The sequence below is a fragment of the Pseudorhodoferax sp. genome (genome assembly GCF_047601025.1).
Taxonomy (GTDB): domain Bacteria; phylum Pseudomonadota; class Gammaproteobacteria; order Burkholderiales; family Burkholderiaceae_C; genus Pseudorhodoferax.
In genome coordinates this window covers 3297220-3313314 of sequence record NZ_JASGJZ010000001.1, presented here as the reverse complement: position 1 = coordinate 3313314, position 16095 = coordinate 3297220, and the positions used below count along the sequence as shown (strand labels likewise).

17 protein-coding genes are annotated in these 16095 nt (G+C 68.0%); 12 read left to right on the top strand and 5 right to left on the bottom strand.

What is annotated here, in order from left to right; genetic code table 11:
- Nucleotides 1–39: 39 nt before the first annotated feature.
- The 7 genes from QM782_RS15570 (at nucleotide 40) to QM782_RS15540 (ending at nucleotide 6780) form a co-directional block, all read left to right on the top strand.
- Nucleotides 40–879 carry an NAD-dependent epimerase/dehydratase family protein gene (locus tag QM782_RS15570; protein ID WP_415203815.1) on the top strand — a complete coding sequence of 280 codons (840 nt, stop codon included), beginning with the start codon at nucleotides 40–42 and terminating at the stop codon, nucleotides 877–879.
- A 4-nt stretch (nucleotides 880–883) separates the two neighbouring features.
- Nucleotides 884–1765, top strand: a complete 882-nt coding sequence (locus tag QM782_RS15565) for an SMP-30/gluconolactonase/LRE family protein (RefSeq protein ID WP_415203814.1) — start codon at nucleotides 884–886, stop codon at nucleotides 1763–1765.
- 40 nt (nucleotides 1766–1805) lie between these two features.
- Nucleotides 1806–2771 (top strand): TRAP transporter substrate-binding protein, encoded by a 966-nt coding sequence (locus QM782_RS15560; protein WP_415203813.1) that lies wholly within the window; start codon nucleotides 1806–1808, stop codon nucleotides 2769–2771.
- A 64-nt stretch (nucleotides 2772–2835) separates the two neighbouring features.
- A complete protein-coding gene (locus QM782_RS15555) occupies nucleotides 2836–3429 on the top strand; it encodes a TRAP transporter small permease (protein WP_415203812.1) in 594 nt (197 codons plus the stop codon).
- Nucleotides 3430–3438: 9 nt separating this feature from the next.
- Entirely contained in the window at nucleotides 3439–4728 is a 1290-nt protein-coding gene (locus QM782_RS15550; RefSeq protein WP_415203811.1) for a TRAP transporter large permease, read from the top strand.
- Between the two features lie 22 nt (nucleotides 4729–4750).
- Nucleotides 4751–5782 carry a Gfo/Idh/MocA family protein gene (locus QM782_RS15545; protein ID WP_415203810.1) on the top strand — a complete coding sequence of 344 codons (1032 nt, stop codon included), beginning with the start codon at nucleotides 4751–4753 and terminating at the stop codon, nucleotides 5780–5782.
- Nucleotides 5783–5874: 92 nt separating this feature from the next.
- Nucleotides 5875–6780, top strand: a complete 906-nt coding sequence (locus QM782_RS15540) for a peptidoglycan-binding protein (RefSeq protein ID WP_415203809.1) — start codon at nucleotides 5875–5877, stop codon at nucleotides 6778–6780.
- A gap of 83 nt (nucleotides 6781–6863) precedes the next feature.
- On the opposite strand, the gene QM782_RS15535 is transcribed toward QM782_RS15540, so the two are convergent.
- Genes QM782_RS15535 through QM782_RS15520 form a run of 4 tightly spaced genes read right to left on the bottom strand, consistent with a single transcriptional unit; the run spans nucleotide 6864 to nucleotide 10613 of the window.
- Nucleotides 6864–7664, bottom strand: coding sequence for a deaminated glutathione amidase (locus QM782_RS15535; protein ID WP_415203808.1), 801 nt, complete (start codon nucleotides 7662–7664; stop codon nucleotides 6864–6866).
- 21 nt (nucleotides 7665–7685) lie between these two features.
- Nucleotides 7686–8642 carry an ABC transporter substrate-binding protein gene (locus QM782_RS15530; RefSeq protein WP_415203807.1) on the bottom strand — a complete coding sequence of 319 codons (957 nt, stop codon included), beginning with the start codon at nucleotides 8640–8642 and terminating at the stop codon, nucleotides 7686–7688.
- Nucleotides 8643–8653: 11 nt separating this feature from the next.
- Nucleotides 8654–9628 carry a Bug family tripartite tricarboxylate transporter substrate binding protein gene (locus QM782_RS15525; RefSeq protein WP_415203806.1) on the bottom strand — a complete coding sequence of 325 codons (975 nt, stop codon included), beginning with the start codon at nucleotides 9626–9628 and terminating at the stop codon, nucleotides 8654–8656.
- Between the two features lie 58 nt (nucleotides 9629–9686).
- Nucleotides 9687–10613 (bottom strand): carbon-nitrogen hydrolase family protein, encoded by a 927-nt coding sequence (locus QM782_RS15520; protein ID WP_415203805.1) that lies wholly within the window; start codon nucleotides 10611–10613, stop codon nucleotides 9687–9689.
- An 81-nt stretch (nucleotides 10614–10694) separates the two neighbouring features.
- On the opposite strand from QM782_RS15520, the gene QM782_RS15515 reads away from it, so the two are divergent.
- Nucleotides 10695–11666: a LysR family transcriptional regulator gene (locus QM782_RS15515; protein ID WP_415203804.1), complete on the top strand. Its 972-nt coding sequence runs from the start codon at nucleotides 10695–10697 to the stop codon at nucleotides 11664–11666.
- A gap of 79 nt (nucleotides 11667–11745) precedes the next feature.
- Here QM782_RS15515 and QM782_RS15510 read toward each other — a convergent pair whose 3' ends face one another.
- Entirely contained in the window at nucleotides 11746–13104 is a 1359-nt protein-coding gene (locus QM782_RS15510) for an MBL fold metallo-hydrolase RNA specificity domain-containing protein (protein ID WP_415203803.1), read from the bottom strand.
- Between the two features lie 62 nt (nucleotides 13105–13166).
- Here QM782_RS15510 and QM782_RS15505 point away from each other — a divergent pair, with 62 nt between their 5' ends.
- From QM782_RS15505 to QM782_RS15490, 4 genes are all read left to right on the top strand, one after another.
- The gene (locus tag QM782_RS15505; RefSeq protein WP_415203802.1) at nucleotides 13167–13784 is read left to right on the top strand and encodes a hypothetical protein; all 618 of its coding nucleotides are present in this window, start codon (nucleotides 13167–13169) and stop codon (nucleotides 13782–13784) included.
- A 66-nt stretch (nucleotides 13785–13850) separates the two neighbouring features.
- Complete coding sequence (locus QM782_RS15500; protein ID WP_415203801.1) at nucleotides 13851–14771, top strand: restriction endonuclease; 921 nt, start codon at nucleotides 13851–13853, stop codon at nucleotides 14769–14771.
- An 11-nt stretch (nucleotides 14772–14782) separates the two neighbouring features.
- On the top strand, nucleotides 14783–15259 hold the full coding sequence (locus tag QM782_RS15495) for a hypothetical protein (RefSeq protein WP_415203800.1): 477 nt from the start codon (nucleotides 14783–14785) through the stop codon (nucleotides 15257–15259).
- Nucleotides 15260–15617: 358 nt separating this feature from the next.
- Entirely contained in the window at nucleotides 15618–16064 is a 447-nt protein-coding gene (locus QM782_RS15490; protein WP_415203799.1) for a nuclear transport factor 2 family protein, read from the top strand.
- The last annotated feature ends 31 nt before the right edge of the window (nucleotides 16065–16095 follow it).

The window sequence follows — 16095 nt, the reverse complement described above, 5'->3', positions numbered from 1 at the left end:
GCGAAGTTAAACGTTTACTCGCACTCCTCGACGATGGCCATGCCCGACCCCGATCCGCTTTCCTCCGACGCACCGTCGCCCCGCCTGCGGCGCCTGCTGCTGACCGGCGCCGCCGGCGGCCTGGGCCAGGTGCTGCGCGAGCGCCTCGCACCGCTGGCGCAGGTGCTGCGCGTGTCCGACATCGCCGCGCTGGGCGCGCCGCACGGCCCGCACGAGGAGGTGCGGCCCTGCGACCTGGCCGACAAGCAGGCCGTCGATGCGCTGGTGGCCGGCTGCGACGCCATCGTGCACCTGGGCGGCGTGTCGGTGGAGCGGCCGTTCGAGGAGATCCTGGAGGCCAACATCAAGGGCGTCTACCACGTCTACGAGGCCGCGCGCCGCCACGGCGTGCGCCGCGTGGTGTTCGCCAGTTCCAACCACGTGATCGGCTTCTACCGGCAGACCGAGCGGCTGGACGCCGGCGTGCCGCGCCGGCCCGACGGCTACTACGGCCTGTCCAAGTCCTTCGGCGAGGACGTGGCGCAGTTCTACTTCGACCGCTACGGCATCGAGACCGTCAGCATCCGCATCGGCTCCTCGTTCCCCGAGCCGCTGAACCGCCGGATGATGAACACCTGGCTCAGCTACGACGACCTGCTGCGGCTGGTCGAGAAAGCGCTGTTCACGCCCGGCGTAGGCCACACCGTGGTCTACGGCGCCTCGGCCAACCGGACCGTCTGGTGGGACAACCACGCCGCCGCCCGCCTGGGCTGGGTGCCGCGCGACAGCTCGGAGGTCTTCCGCGCCAAGGTCGAGGCGCAGCCGCCGCTCGCGCCCGACGACCCGAACGCGCTCTACCAGGGCGGCGCCTTCACCACGCAGGGCCCGTTCGAGGACTGAGAGGATGGCCGAGCTGGTCCTCGACGCCCGCAACGGCACCGGCGAGAGCCCGGTGTGGCATGCCGGCGAGCAGGCGCTGTACTGGGTCGATATCCCGGGCCGGGCCATGCACCGCTGGTCGCCCACGCAGGGCCACCGCCGCTGGAGCACCGCCGAGATGCCGGCCTGCATCGCCGCCACGGCCGTGCCGGGGCGCTGGATCTGCGGCATGGAAAGCGGCATCTTCGCGCTGCAGCTGCAGGACGACGGCCAGGTGCGCGCCGACCGCCTGGCCGCGGTGCGGCACGCCGCCCCGGCCATGCGCTTCAACGACGGCCGCTGCGACCGCCAGGGCCGGCTGTGGGCCGGCACCATGTGCCTGGACATGGCGGCCGCGGTCCGCGCCGGCGCCTGGTACCACTACGCCGCCGGCGACACCGCGCTGCCCGCGCGGCTGGCGGACTTCATCGTGCCCAACGGCCTGGCCTTCAGCCCCGACGGGCGCACCATGTACGTGTCGGACTCGCACCCCGACGTGCAAGCGGTCTGGGCCTTCGACTACGACCCCGACAGCGGCACGCCGAGCGGGCGCCGCCTGTTCGTCGACATGCGCCCCCTGCCCGGCCGCCCCGACGGCGCCGCCGTCGACGTGGACGGCTGCTACTGGATCTGCGGCAACGACGCCGGCCTGGTGCACCGCTTCACGCCCGCGGGCCGGCTCGACCGTTCGCTGGCCGTGCCGGTCCGCAAGCCGGCCATGTGCGCCTTCGGCGGCGCGCGGCTCGACACCTTGTACGTGACCTCGATCCGGCCGGCCGGCGACCTGTCGGACCAGCCGCTGGCCGGCGGCGTGTTCGCGCTGGCCCCGGGCACCCAGGGCCTCGCGGAACCGGCCTTCCGCAGCTGACCCGCTCTCTCTTCACCACAACCACAGAGGACGACACACCATGATCCGCACAACCCTCCTCGCGCTGGCAACCGGCGCGCTCGCCCTGTCGGCCCAGGCGGTCGAGTTCCGCTCGGCCGACGTGCACAACAGCGACGACTACCCCACCGTCGCTGCCGTCAAGCACATGAGCCAGCTGCTGGAGCAGCGCAGCGGCGGCAAGTACAAGATCAAGGTCTTCAACAAGAGCGCGCTGGGCTCGGAGAAGGAGACGCTGGACCAGGTCAAGATCGGCGCGCTCGAACTCAACCGCGTGAACATCAGCTCGCTGAACTCGCTCTGCGCGAAGACGCTGGTGCCCACCATGCCGTTCCTGTTCGACTCGATCCCGCACATGCGCAAGGTGCTGGACGGCCCGGTCGGCGAGGAGATCCTGAAGGGCTGCGAGGGCCAGGGCCTGGTCGGCCTGGCCTTCTACGACTCGGGCGCGCGCTCGATCTACGCCAAGAAGCCGGTGCGCACGCTGGCCGACGCCAAGGGCCTGAAGATCCGCGTGCAGCAGTCCGACCTGTGGGTGGCGCTGGTCAGCGCCATGGGCGCCAACGCCACGCCCATGCCCACCGGCGAGGTCTACACGGCGCTCAAGACCGGGCTGATCGACGCGGCCGAGAACAACATCCCCTCCTACGAAGGCTTCAAGCACTACGAGGCGGTCAAGGTCTACTCGTACACCGAGCACTCGATGGCGCCGGAGATGCTGGTCATGTCCAAGGTGGTGTTCGACAAGCTCCCGCCGGCCGACCAGGCGCTGTTCCGCGCCGCGGCCAAGGAATCTGTGACGTTCCAGCGGCAGAAGTGGGACGAGCAGGAGGCCAAGGCGCTGGACATCGTGACCAAAGCCGGCGCCCAGCTGGTGAAGGACGTGGACAAGGCCGCCTTCAAGGCCGCGATGCAGCCGGTCTACGCCAAGTTCATCACCACGCCCGACCTGCAGCGCCTCGTCAAGGCTGTGCAGGACACCCACTAAGAACCGCTGCCCGCCGGCTCCCCGCCGCGCCGCGCGCGGGGGGCGTTCCCACCGGAACCCCGCCATGAACACCCCCCTGCCCTCGGCCACGGCCGCTGCCGCCAGCGCGGCGGCCGCGCCCGTCGCCCCCGCCGTCGACCCGGAGCACACGCGCCCGCCGGCGCGCCACTGGTACGCCCGGCTGTGCGCCTTCCTGAGCAAGGCCAGCCTGGTCCTGGCCATCTGCGGCCTGGCCGGCATCATCCTCAGCGTGCAGATCCAGGTGGTCGGCCGCTACGTCTTCAACGACACGCCGACCTGGACCGAGGCGCTGGCGCTGCAGCTGGTGCTGTACGTGACGGCGCTGGGCGTGGCGGTGGGCGTGCGCGATGCCGGCCACATCGGCCTGGAGTCGCTGGTCTCGCTGCTGCCGGAGTCGCTGCGGCTGAAGGTGGAGGTGCTGATCCATGCGCTGGTGGCGCTGTTCGGCGCCATCATGGTCCAGAGCGGCTGGCTGTGGACGCGGCTCAAGTGGGGCGAGCTCGACCCCATGCTGCAGATGCCGGTGGGCATCGACTACCTGTCGCTGGTGATCGCCGGCACGCTGATCGTGCTGTTCAGCATCGAGCACATCGTGGCGCTGCTGCGCCACGAAGACGTCGTCCCCGCCTGGTATTGAAGAAGCACCATGGAACTGACCGTCCTGTCCCTCAGCTTCGCGGTGCTGCTCGTCCTGGGCGTGCCGGTGGCCTTCTCGATCGGGCTGGCCTCGGTGGCCACCGTCCTGTACGCTGGCATGCCGGTCGCCGTCGTCTTCCAGAAGATGGTCGGCGGCATGCAGGTGTTCTCGTTCCTGGCGATCCCGTTCTTCGTGTTCGCCGGCGAGCTGATGCTGTACGGCGGCATCGCCGACCGCATCGTGCGCTTCGCCAACAGCCTGGTCGGCCACGTGCGCGGCGGCCTGGGCATGAGCAACGTGATGGGCTGCACGCTGTTCGGCGGCGTCGCCGGCTCGCCGCTGGCCGACGTCTCGGCCATGGGCAGCGTGATGATCCCGCTGATGAAGAAGGAAGGCTACGACGCCGACTACGCCGTCAACGTGACCACGCACGCGGCCCTGGTCGGCGCGCTGATGCCGACCTCGCACAACCTCATCATCTTCACGCTGGCCACCACCGGCATCGCCTCGGTCAGCGTGTTCAGCCTGATCCTGGCCGGCGTGATCCCGGCGCTGATCCTGACCGCCTGCAACCTGGCCGCCGCCTACTGGGTGGCGATCAAGCGCGGCTACCCCACGCGCGGCCGCTTCCCGGGCTGGAAGGAGGTGCTGCTGTCCTTCCTCGGCGCGCTGCCGGGCCTGCTGATCGTCGTCATCATCCTGGCCGGCATCCTGTCGGGCGTGTTCACGGCCACGGAATCGGCCGCCACCGCCGTGTTCTGGGCGCTGCTGGTCACGGTGCTGGTCTACCGCTCGCTGTCGTGGAAAGACTTCCTGAAGGCCTGCGCCAAGGCCTGCAAGACTACCGGCGTGGTGCTGCTCCTGATCGGCATCAGCTCGGCCTTCGGCTACTTCATGGCGCTGTACGAGGTGCCGCAGAAGACCGGCGAGCTGATGCAGTCCGTCAGCTCCAGCCCCTGGGTCATCTTCCTGATGATCAACGTGCTGCTGTTCGTGCTCGGCACCTTCCTCGACATGGCGGCCACGATCCTGATCTGCACGCCGATCTTCCTGCCGATCGCCGCGCACTTCGGCATGGACCCGGTGCAGTTCGGCATCGTCATGCTGATCAACTGCGCGCTGGGCCTGAACACGCCACCGGTGGGCGTCACGCAGTTCGTCGGCTGCGCCATCGGCGGCGTCTCGGTCGGGCAGGTCATGAAGTCCATCCTGCCGTTCTACGGCGCGCTGACGGCCACGCTGCTGCTGGTCACCTACGTGCCGGCGTTCTCGCTGTGGCTGCCGGGGTTGTTCAAGTGACCCTGGATTCGGCAGAGACCGCATGACGCGCCTGCGCATCGCCGTCGTCGGCGCCGGCATGGCCGCGCCGCCGCACCTGCGGAGCCTGCGCGACCTGCAGGACCGGGTGGAACTGGCCTGGGTCTGCGGCCGCGACCCCGCGCGGCTGCAGCGCCTGCAGGCCGAGGGCGTGCTGCCCGCCAGCGCCCGGCTGACCACCCGGCTGGACGACGTGCTGGAAGACACCGGCGTCGGCGCCGCGCTGGTGCTGACGCCGCCCGACACCCACCTGGCCCTGGGCGAGCGCCTGGCCGCCGCCGGCAAGCACCTGCTGGTCGAGAAGCCGCTGGCACTGACCGCCGCGCAGGCCGAGGCCCTTGTGGCCGCCTGCGAGCGCCACGGCGTGCGCCTGGCCGTGATGCTGCAGCACCGCGCCAGCCCCGCCGCGCTGCAGCTGGCCGAACTGGTGCGCAGCAGCGCGCTGGGCCGCCTGACCGGCGCCAGCGCCAGCGTGCGCTGGTGGCGCCCGCAGAGGTACTACGACCAGCCCGGCCGCGGCACGCTGGCGCGCGACGGCGGCGGCGTGCTGATGACACAGGCCATCCACACGCTGGACCTGCTGCTGCACCTGGCCGGCACGCCGCAGCGCGTGTCCGGCCTGGCCGCCACCACGCCGGTGCACCGCATGGAAACCGAGGACCGGGCCTGCGCCGTGCTGCAGTGGGCCGGTGGCGCCATCGGCGTGCTGGACGCCACCACCGCCGCCTGGCCCGGCTATCCCGAGCGCATCGCGCTGGACTTCACCCAGGCCACGGCCACGCTGCAGGCCGGCGCGCTGCGCTTGGAGCGCCCCGGCGCCGCACCGCTGCTCGTCGGCCAGCCCCAGGCCAGCGGCGGCGGCGCCGATCCGATGGCGTTCGACCACGCCGGCCACCGCGCCGTGCTGCAGGACTTCCTGGCCGCTGTCGCCGAGGGGCGGCCTGCGCTCACCGAGGGCCGCTCGGCCCTGGCCGCGCAGCGCCTGGTCGAAGCCGTGCTGCAGTCCGCGCGCACCGGCAGGGCCGTGGCGCTCTGACGCGGTCCGGGCCCGCATCGTCAATACGGAGGATGACAGCCGCGCCGCCCGGCGCTGCAATCGGCTTTCCGACCACTGCCCCGGGAGCCGCCATGATCCTCGTCGATGCACACACCATGCGCGAGACCGCGCCCCGCTTCAGCGGGCAGCTGGCCGAGCGGCAGGACGTCATCATCGCCGCCGTCGGCGAGGTGCTGGCGCCCACGCTGGCCGCGTACGCCATCGACACGCGGCTGCGCATCGCGCACTTCCTGGGCCAGACCTGCCACGAGTCGGCCGGCTTCCGCACCACGGAGGAGTTCGCCAGCGGCGACGCCTACGAGGGGCGGCGCGACCTCGGCAACAGCAAGCCTGGCGACGGCCGGCGCTACAAGGGCCGCGGCCTGCTGCAGCTGACCGGCCGCGCGAACTACCGCGACGTCGGCCGCCGGCTGGGCGTGGACCTGGAAGCCGACCCCGAGCGCGCGGCCGATCCGGTGCTGTCGCTGCGCATCGCCTGCGAGTTCTGGAAGAAGCACCGCATCAACGACGCCTGCGACCAGGACGACGTGCTGCTGGTCACCAAGATCGTGAACGGCGGCAGCAACGGCCTGGCCGACCGCCGCGCCTGCACCACCAAGGCCAAGGCGTCGATCGCGCGGATCGAGGGCTTCGTGCTGGCCGGCCAGGCGCCGCCGGCGGCCGGGCGGCCGGTGCTGCGCCGCGGCTCGCAAGGCGATGCCGTGGCCGAACTGCAGCGCACGCTGCAGAAGCTGGGCTTCATGGTCGCGGTGGACGGCGACTTCGGCGCGGGCACCGAAGTCGCGGTCGCCGCCTTCCAGCGCGGCCACGGGCAGGGCGTGGACGGCATCGTCGGCCGCGACACCTGGGAGGCGCTGGAGGCCGCGGCCGGAGCCACGGCACCCGCACCGCGCACCGCATCCCGCGCCGCTCCCCGCGGCGCCGTCAAGGCACCGAGGGCGAGAAAAAAGGCCGCCAAGGCCGGCTCGCGGGCGTAGCCCGGCCGCGCCCCTGCCGCTGCACGCCCGCCACGCCGGCGTCCGCGGCGTGAACGCCTGACCAGGGCGTCCACCGCGCGGGCTCATGCGCTCCGTCGCAGCTCAGGCCTGGCGAAGCGACGGTTCTCGAGCACCGGCAGCGATCGGCGGGCATGCGCGATGCGGGCAGGGTCGATGTCCGCGAATACCAGCGCGGGCGCCTCGGCGGCGCGGGCGATGGCCACGCCCAGCGGGTCCACCACCATGCTCTGGCCAATGTTGCGCTCGCCGCATTCGCCGGTGGCAACTACATAGCAAGTGTTGTCCAGCGCGCGGGCAGCGAGCAGGACTTCCCAGTGCGCCTCCTTGAGCGGCCCCTTGACCCAGGCAGCCGGCAGCACCAGAACATCCGCGCCGTCTACCGCCAGGCACCTTGCGAGCTCTGGAAAGCGCAGGTCATAGCACGTCATCAGGCCGACCTTCATGCCCGCGACATCGACCAGCGGCGGCACCTCGTCGCCAGGCACAACGTTGGTGGACTCCTTCATGGAAAAGGCGTCGTAGAGATGCAGTTTTCGATACTGCGCCAGCACCTTGCCATTGCGCAGGGCAACCAGGACATTCCAGACCTTGTGATCCGAGGCCGGCACATGGATGCACATCATGACCGTAAGGTCGGAGCCGAGGCTTGCCTGCAGCAATTGCGCCATGAACGGGCCATCCATCGGCTGCGCAGCCCTGCGGACCAGGTCGGGATCGGCAATGTCGCGGGCGAGTATGCCTTCGGGCAAGACAAGCAGGTGCGCCCCGCCATCTCGAGCCTTGGCCATCAGGTCAAGACAGATTTCGGAATTCTTCTGCCATTCGCGCTGAACGGCGAATTGACCGAGTGCAACTTTGAGCATGATTCAACTTTCAAGAGACAGTTACGCAGCCATCGGGAACAGATCCCGCGGCGACAGACATTCCGGCGTGATCAATTGGGCGTGCATTTCCCGCCCGAAGTCGGCGATCATCTTCTCGTTCGGACCGAAGCCGTTACGGTTCCAGTTCCCCGGCAAATCACCGGCTGTCTGCCGCAACTCGTCCAGGATCCAAGGCGTGGTGTCGGCGTACTTTCGCCGCTTTTCGATCCACACGCGAGCGGACTCGTCGAGCACTTCGCTGAGCGCCTGCGGCAAGGTCGGATGATCGGCCACGATGGCAGGCTTGATGCCCAGTACATGGATGCCCGGTACATAGCCGACCAATCGGAAATATTCGATTTCCGCTTGACGGCAGTGGGGTAGAAGCTGCCGCAGGCCTGATCCAGGATCGAAGAATCCCGGCGGCATGAATGCCGTGAAAACCGCGTCGAGTTCACCACCGCGCAGCAGTTCCACCAAGGGGCGCTCTCCGACCACGGCCTCTATGCGCCCCGGGCGCCCGAAACCTTCGAGCCGATCCGCCATGATGGGATGTTGCGCCGTGAGCCTGCTGGCATACCATCGAACATCTTCGACTCCAATCCCTGCCTGGCTCAATATCGCCCGCGTCCACACATTTCCGGAATCCTGCCAGCCGGTCAGGCCGATGCGCTTGCCGCGAAGCTGGTGGATCTCGGTGATCGGACTATCGCCCGCCGTGATGATGCAGCGGTGCCGAAAAGCGCGCATCAGGAAATGCGGTACCCCTACGATGGACATGTCTCCGCGTGCGCGCCCCTGGGCATAGCGGCTGAACGACATCTCGCCGGCGTCATACAGCGGGTTGGTCGCCAGGTCGGAAGGCACGGTTTCGATCCGATGAACCTGGATATCGAAGGCATCGGCCCGGACGTCGCCGAGCGCCAACGGAACCATGTAGTCCCAATCGCGCACCATGAGCCTGATTTTCGGTTTCATGCGAATCTCGCTCAATTCAGCGTGATATGGCGATCCGTCGCCAGCCTGCGCCAGACCTCGCGGCTTTTGCGCTGTTCCTGGACCAAGGCATCTCCCACCATGCCGTCGGGCTCCTGCCCCATGGCTGCCAGATCTGCCTTGACCTTGGGCGTGGCAACCGCTTCCTTCAGGGCCACCTGCAGCTTCTGCACTACCGTGGGAGGCGTCGCGCGTGGCGCGTACAGCCCCGTCCATCCGAGCAGCTGCAACTGGGGGTGGCCCAGCTCGGACACGGTGGGCACGTCCGGCAAGGCTGCCAGCCGCTTCTCGCCGGTAGTGGCCAGGGCCCGGAGCTTGCCCGACTTGATCAGCTGCATGGTGGCGGACGGCGTATCGAATTGCATGTCCACCACGCCTCCCAGCAAATCCATCTGCGCAGGCCCCGGCCCTTTGTAGGCAACGTGCAGGAGCCTGGTGTCGGTGATCGATGCGAGCATTTCCCCCAGCAGGTGTGGATTGGTCGCCTGGCCTGCACTGGCATAGGTCAGCTTGCTCGGCTGCGCTTTGGCCGCGGCGATGAGGTCGGCGAGACTCTTGATCCTGGAGTCGCCATTGACCACCAGCAGGAACGGAGACGTGGCCACCCGGCCGATCGCAGCGAAGTCCTTGTCGGTGTCGTAGGGCAGCTTGCGCTGCGAGACGGCAGGCAGCATCACCATGACACTGGAAGCGCCTGCCAGCAGCGTATAGCCGTCCGCCGGCGCCTTTGCGACGAGATCTGCGCCGATGGAGCCACCCGCGCCGGGCCGGTTGTCGATGACCACAGGCTGCCCCAGCCGACGCCCCAGTTCTTCGCCAAGCATGCGGGCGATGGCGTCCGAGGCAGAGCCAGCCGTGGTATGCACGATCAATTTGACCGGCCGTGCCGGATATGCATCCTGTGCGTGGGATTGAGTAAGCAACGCCATTCCAGCGGCCAGGATGAGCGAACGGACGGATTGATGCATGGTTGTGCTCTTTCGGAATCTAAAAATACGCAACGACCGGAATCGATGGGCAGAAGCCCTATCTCTGGAAAATCACCGGACTCCTGGGCCGTTCATCCACCGCAAGCGAGAACACGTCGGGGCGCGAGTAGTGGCCGACCACGTCGAAGTCGTAACGGGCTTTCGTCAATTCACCCAGGTCAATGCGTGCCGTGAGCAGGCCGGTTTCATTCCTGAGCGGACCCGCCAGCACATCGCCCATGGGGCCGACGATCACGCTGTTGCCCTGGATCAACGGGAGTTCCGCGTCCCAATGGGGCACGTCGATTCCCAGGGCCTTGGGCGTCGGTTGCACCTGGCAGGCGCTGACGAGAAACAGCCGGCCTTCGTGCGCGATGTGCCGCATGGACGCCTGCCAGATATCGCGCGCATCGACGGTGGGAGCGCACCACACTTGCACGCCTTTGGCATACATGGCCGTGCGCAGCAGCGGCATGTGGTTTTCCCAGCAGATCGCGGCGCCGACACGGCCAACGGGCGTGTCCACCGTGGTCAGGGTCGAGCCATCCCCCTGGCCCCAGATCAGGCGCTCCGTGCCGGTAGGCATCAACTTGCGGTGCTTGGCGATCAGCCCGCCCTCGGGCGAGAAGAACAAGGCGGTGCAGAACAGCGTGTTACCGCCGCGCTCGATGACGCCGACGACCAGGTGCGCTCCAGTGCGCTGCGACAACTCCGCCAATGCGTCGGTTTCCGGGCCGGGCAGGTCAACGGCGTTGTCGAAGTACCGTGCATAGGCGGCGCGGCCCTGCGGCAGGCGGTAGCCCAGGTAGGTACCGAAGATCTCTCCCTTGGGATAGCCACCGAGCAATGCCTCGGGCATGACGACGAGGCTCGCGCCTGACGCGCGAATCTGCTCTTCGAAGGAGAGGATGCGTTGCAAGGTGGCTGCCTTGCCTTCGGGCGACGAGCCGATCTGCAGCGCGGCCACGACGGTTTCTTGGGTCATTGCAAGTCCATGGAGGGTGGAGTTGCCGCCATCGTGGCATCGGTGTGATCATTCATCAATCGACAATCGTCCACATCTGATATGAACGAAATTGATTTCAACAACGTCGACCTGAACCTCCTCAAAGTCTTCGAAGCGTTGTACGAGGAAGGAGGCGCCGGGCGTGCCGCCATCCGGCTGGGCCTGACCCAGTCCGCCGTCAGTGCGGCTCTCGGCCGCTTGCGCGTGCTCTACTCCGACCACCTTTTCGAACGCACCGGGCGCGGCCTGCGGCCCACGTCCAAAGCCGAGGAATTGCGGCCACTGATCGCCGAAGCCCTGGACAAGCTGCGGCAGACCATTGCGCGTACCACCTCTCTTCAAGAGGGCTACGGCAACCGTGTGCTGACACTGGGACTTTCGGACGACTATGAAATCGCGTTGGGCGCGATGCTCATCAGGCGCATACGGAACATGGCACCGGGATTGCGCATGATCCTGCGGCAAACGCACAGCCTGATCGCGGGTGAAGCCCTGATGGCACGCACCATAGACCTCAGCCTGACGGCCGGGGGAGCGACTTCGCGCACACTGGGCCGGCAGGCCCTGGGCACAGGAGGATATGCCTGCCTATTGGACGCGGATCACGCACCGCAAGGCGGATTGACCCTCGACGAATATTTGCGCCGCGAGCACATCCTCATCTCCTCCGGCGGATTCGTGGGAGTCGTCGATGAAGCGATGAAGGGACTGGGACGCAAGCGACGGATTCTGGCCTCTACCACGCATTTCGCCGTACTGCCCCACTTGCTGGTCGGCAGCGATTTTGTTTCCACACTGCCCTTGCACGCCGCTCGCGCGCTCGCAATCGGAAATTCGTTGCTGTGCGTGGAATGCCCGATCGCACTGCCTTCATATTCCATAGAACTGGGATGGCGTTCCGACAGCCTGCGCGATCCCGCCATCCAGTTCCTGAAAACGATCGTCGTGGACTCATTCCAGACGCTGTTGGCAGCATCCACTCCCACCGTGGCACCTTTGGCGCAATCTCAAGCACGGCCCGGCACCGCCTAGTCCAGGCCGCCGATACCGCGCGACTCCCGGACACCGGGGCACCAGGGGACTCGCACGCAGTCGCGCCCGGCCGCCCCGCTCACAGGCTGAACACCTGCTCGGGGCGGGGCACGGCGGCCGGCCAGTCCAGTTTCCGCTGGATGCGCTCGCGCAGCGCCTCGGACGCCTGCGGTTCCCCGTGGACGATGAACACCCGCCGGGGCGCTCGCCGGAAGCCGGACAGCCAGCGCATCAGCTCGTCGCTGTCGGCATGCGCCGAGAGCATCGGCAGTTCGGCGACTTCGGCGTTCACCGGCACCCATTGGCCGAACATCCTGGTCTCGCGCGCACCGTCGAGCAGCTTGCGGCCGCGCGTGCCGGCGGCCTGGAAGCCCGAGAACAGCAGGGTGTTGCGATGGTCGGGCGCGAACGCCGCGATGTGGTGCAGCACGCGCCCGCCGGTGGCCATGCCGCTGGCGGAGATGATCACCTTGGGGTAGCGGTTGGCCGACAGCGCCTTCGACTCCTCGACGTCGCGCACGCAGACCACCGCGTCGCAGGCGGCCTCGTAGTCCCGCGCGGACAGGCGGTGGTCGTCCGGATAGGCGTGCATCAGGTCGCTCGCGCTGGTCGCCATCGGGCTGTCCAGATAGATCGGGACGTTGCGCAGCCGGCCGGCGCGGCGCAGCAGCCACAGGTCGTAGATCAGCGACTGCGCGCGCCCGACGGCGAACGCCGGCACGACCACGGTGCCGCCGCGCTGCACGGTGCGCTCGATCACGGCGCCCAGCGCTCCCGCCGGGTCGGCGCGGTCGTGGCGGCGGTCGCCGTAGGTGGACTCGATCACCACGTAGTCGGCCTCGGGCACGCTTTCGGGATCGTGCATCACGGGATCGCCATAGCGGCCCACGTCGCCGGAGAACACGATGCGCCGGCCGCCGATGTCGATCTGGGCGCTGGCGGCGCCGAGGATGTGCCCGGCGCGCCGCAGCAGCAGCGCCGCGCCGCCGGGCAGTGCGACCTCGCGGCGCAGCGGCGCCGTGGCGAACATGCCGATCGCGCGCTCGGCGTCGGCGACGCGGTACAGCGGCAGCGCCGGCTTGTGCTTGCTGAAGCCCTTGCGGTTGGCGAAGTCGGCATCCTTCTCCTGGATGAAGGCGCTGTCGCGCAGGATCAGGGCCGCGACGTCGCGGGTGGCGGAGGTGGCGTGGATGCGGCCGGCAAAGCCGTCGAGCGCCAGCCGCGGCAGGTAGCCGCAGTGGTCCAGGTGCGCGTGGGTGAGCACCACCGCGTCGATGTCGCGCGGATCGACCGGCAGGCGCTGCCAGTTGAGTTCGCGCAGGTTCTTCAGGCCCTGGAACAGGCCGCAGTCGACCAGGATGCGGGTGTCGCCGCAGGTCAGCAGGTGCTTGGAACCGGTGACGGTGCCGGCGGCACCCAGGCAGGTCAATGACAGCATGGAGTCCTCTTTCTGGTGGATCGGGCCGCCGCCATCCGGCGCCGGCATCCTGCCGGCCGAGCATGCGCCCGGGCGGCGCCACGCCGATTCCGGAAACACCCTGTGGCGGGCATCCCTTCGGCGCTCAAGCCGCGGCGCGGCCGAAGGCCTCGCCCAGGAACTCGACGAACGCGCGTACGCGCACCGGCCTCTGCGGCGCCGGACCCGTTCACCGTCGACAACGCGCGCTGCGCGACGCCGGCCGCGACACGCCTCCGCCGCTGGCCGGCGACGCCGTGCGCTACGCGGCGCAGCAACTGGCCTGGAACATCGCCCAGGCCAACGGCGCCGCGCTGATGGCCGACTACATGAAGTCCTCCGGCGTCCACGGGTGCTTCGGCACGCATGAGGCCAATGGCGCGCCCCACCTGGTGGCCGCTCAGGGTGCCGGGCCAGCCTTGCGCCTGGGCCGGCAACGCATCGAGGCAGCGCCGCGCGCCGTCGACGAACACCATCTCGCGCATGCGCTGCGGCAGCGCGCCGCCGCTGGCACGCCGCGCGCCGGTCTCGGTGGCCGCGTGCCGGAGCATCGGCGCCACCCATGCGCCCACGCCCTCGGCCGGCCGGTACATCAGCTCGGGCAGCGCATCGATCAGGGGCATGCCGCATGCATCAGCCGGCACAAAATTTCAAGCCGCTGACAAATCCGCCTTAAGATTGTTGCAATAAGCATCCAGAGCAACACGTAGGCAGCGAGCGACGAAGCCATGGCAAGACGGCGCGCACCCTCCTCCTCGCTGGAGAACCTTCTCGACCTCGTGGCCCTGCTGCCCTGGTGGGCCGGCGTGGGGCTGGCGCCGCTGGCGTATTGGTGGCTGCACGGCGTGGCGACGCGACCCATGCAGACCGCGCAAACCGCGCAAACCGCGCAGCAGATCAGCGACATGCTGCCGCAGATGCTGTGGCAGGGCTTCGCCACCAGCGGCCAATACCTGATCCCCTTCGTCTGCCTGCTCGGCGCCCTGATGTCGGCGCTGCGCCGGCGCAAGCGCCGCGCGCTGTTCCACCCGGCCAGCCAGGCCGGTGGCGCCGACGCGCTGCAGGGCATGTCGTGGCGGGAATTCGAGATGCTGGTCGGCGAAGGCTTCAAGCGGCGCGGCTACGGCGTGCGCGAGAACGGCGGCGGCGGTGCCGATGGCGGCGTGGACCTGGTGCTGACCAGGGGTGGCGAGAAGTTCCTGGTGCAGTGCAAGCAGTGGAAGGCGTTCAAGGTGGGCGTCTCCACGGTGCGCGAGCTGTACGGCGTGATGGCGGCCGAGGGGGCGGCGGGTGGATTCGTCGTCACGTCGGGGCGGTTCACCAAGGAGGCCGAGGCGTTTGCCGCAGGGCGCAACGTCGAGCTGGTCGATGGACCCGCGCTCGCGGCGTTGCTGCAGGCCGCGCGCAAGGCGGGTGCCGGCGGGCCGGGTGTCAGCGCCGCGGCCAACGCCCCGCGCCTTCCGACCGATCCCGGTCCACACATGGCGCGTGGCCCATCCGCCGCAGATGCAGCACCGGGCTGCCCGCGTTGCGACCGCCCCATGGTGCGGCGCACGGCCCGCAAGGGACCGGAGGCCGGCAAGGAGTTCTGGGGATGCTCCGGCTACGCCCAAGGCTGCCGCGGCACGCGGGAGATCGGCGCATCGTGACCGGCCGCCCGTTGCTGGACATGCTGCGCCGGCCCGCACTGCTCGCCATCTTGGCAATGACCTGCCAGGTGGCGCTGGGCCAGCGCCTGCCCGCACCGAGCCGCGAGGTGTACCGCTGCGAACTGGACGGCAAGGTCAGCTACTCGGACGCGCCCTGCCTGGGCGCCCGGCGCGTGAACGTCGAGCCGACACGCGGGCTGAACAAATCGTCGGGCACGGAAAGAACCGGGGCCGATGTGCGGCAGGAGCGCAACGATGAAATGGTGGCCGATGCACTGCGGCCGGTGTTTGGAGAAAGTGCGGAACAACGGGCGCTGCGACTGCGCAGGGCGAAGCTGGACCCGCATGCACGGGCTGCCTGCACCAAGCTGGATGCCAGCATCCCTTTGCTGGAACGGGAACAGGGACAGGTTTCGAAAGTGGACCGCAGTCGCGTGGAAGAGCGGTTGCTGGCGGAGCGGCAGCAGTTTCAACGGTTGGGGTGCTGAATGGCCGGGCACGGTCAAGTAGATGCAAGCAAAAAGGCAAGACCCCGACAGTGGGGGCTCCACTTGGCGGCGATGGACTTGTGGATCTATGCCGGCTCGCCCAGGCCACGCACTTCAGACATGCCTGCGGCACTTGCAGACTTATGTCTGCCATTTAGCATGGCCTGATTCAGGCTCGCCGAAGTCTTCAGGCTCACGGGCCGTCATCACCAAAAATTTAGGCGGCCTAATTCTGCAACTCTTTCATCGAAATGATGAAGAATCAATGTGTTTCCGGCGACTGCCGTTGACTTGGGCCGCAATCGGCAAGTAGGATCAGTGGGTCTAAATTTAGTTATGCCTCACAAGAGAGAATCGAATGTCCGTCCCCAATACCAACGACGCCAAAGTTCAGGCAGTCATCTCGTACTTCAAGAGGGTCGATGCCGGTGACGCAAGCTACCTCGACCTGTTTGATGACAACGTGAAGTTCTTCTTCCCAAAGTTCGGTACAACCCAAGGCAAGAATTCTCTTGTCGCATTCGGCGAGAGGATTGGCGCCTCACTCGGAGGAATCTGGCACGACATCCCAAATTTCAATTTCATTGTGTCCGGCTCAACTATTGTTGTTGAGGGGCAAGAAGGCGGCAGGATGAAAGATGGAACTGTGTGGCCAGACAATCAAGTGTCTCAAGGGCGCTTTTGTAGCGTGTTCGAGTTCTCTGGCAACCTTATAACGAGAATGTACATTTACGTTGATCCGGATTTCCCAAGTCATGACGCAGAAAGAATTTTAATTCTCCACCGTCCTGCAAGTGAGGCATAACAATTCATTCAAGCCGACCTTGCTTCGCAAG

Excerpts from the sequence above, each read along its gene's own strand:
- QM782_RS15560 (WP_415203813.1), top strand. The coding sequence starts at position 1,806 with ATGATCCGCACAACCCTCCTCGCGCTGGCAACCGGCGCGCTCGCCCTG.
- QM782_RS15515 (WP_415203804.1), top strand. The coding sequence starts at position 10,695 with ATGAACGAAATTGATTTCAACAACGTCGACCTGAACCTCCTCAAAGTC.
- QM782_RS15565 (WP_415203814.1), top strand. The coding sequence starts at position 884 with ATGGCCGAGCTGGTCCTCGACGCCCGCAACGGCACCGGCGAGAGCCCG.
- QM782_RS15500 (WP_415203801.1), top strand. The coding sequence starts at position 13,851 with ATGGCAAGACGGCGCGCACCCTCCTCCTCGCTGGAGAACCTTCTCGAC.
- QM782_RS15510 (WP_415203803.1), bottom strand. The coding sequence starts at position 13,104 with ATGCTGTCATTGACCTGCCTGGGTGCCGCCGGCACCGTCACCGGTTCC.
- QM782_RS15525 (WP_415203806.1), bottom strand. The coding sequence starts at position 9,628 with ATGCATCAATCCGTCCGTTCGCTCATCCTGGCCGCTGGAATGGCGTTG.
- QM782_RS15490 (WP_415203799.1), top strand. The coding sequence starts at position 15,618 with ATGTCCGTCCCCAATACCAACGACGCCAAAGTTCAGGCAGTCATCTCG.
- QM782_RS15555 (WP_415203812.1), top strand. The coding sequence starts at position 2,836 with ATGAACACCCCCCTGCCCTCGGCCACGGCCGCTGCCGCCAGCGCGGCG.
- QM782_RS15540 (WP_415203809.1), top strand. The coding sequence starts at position 5,875 with ATGATCCTCGTCGATGCACACACCATGCGCGAGACCGCGCCCCGCTTC.
- QM782_RS15535 (WP_415203808.1), bottom strand. The coding sequence starts at position 7,664 with ATGCTCAAAGTTGCACTCGGTCAATTCGCCGTTCAGCGCGAATGGCAG.
- QM782_RS15505 (WP_415203802.1), top strand. The coding sequence starts at position 13,167 with ATGCGCCCGGGCGGCGCCACGCCGATTCCGGAAACACCCTGTGGCGGG.
- QM782_RS15545 (WP_415203810.1), top strand. The coding sequence starts at position 4,751 with ATGACGCGCCTGCGCATCGCCGTCGTCGGCGCCGGCATGGCCGCGCCG.
- QM782_RS15570 (WP_415203815.1), top strand. The coding sequence starts at position 40 with ATGCCCGACCCCGATCCGCTTTCCTCCGACGCACCGTCGCCCCGCCTG.
- QM782_RS15520 (WP_415203805.1), bottom strand. The coding sequence starts at position 10,613 with ATGACCCAAGAAACCGTCGTGGCCGCGCTGCAGATCGGCTCGTCGCCC.
- QM782_RS15530 (WP_415203807.1), bottom strand. The coding sequence starts at position 8,642 with ATGAAACCGAAAATCAGGCTCATGGTGCGCGATTGGGACTACATGGTT.
- QM782_RS15550 (WP_415203811.1), top strand. The coding sequence starts at position 3,439 with ATGGAACTGACCGTCCTGTCCCTCAGCTTCGCGGTGCTGCTCGTCCTG.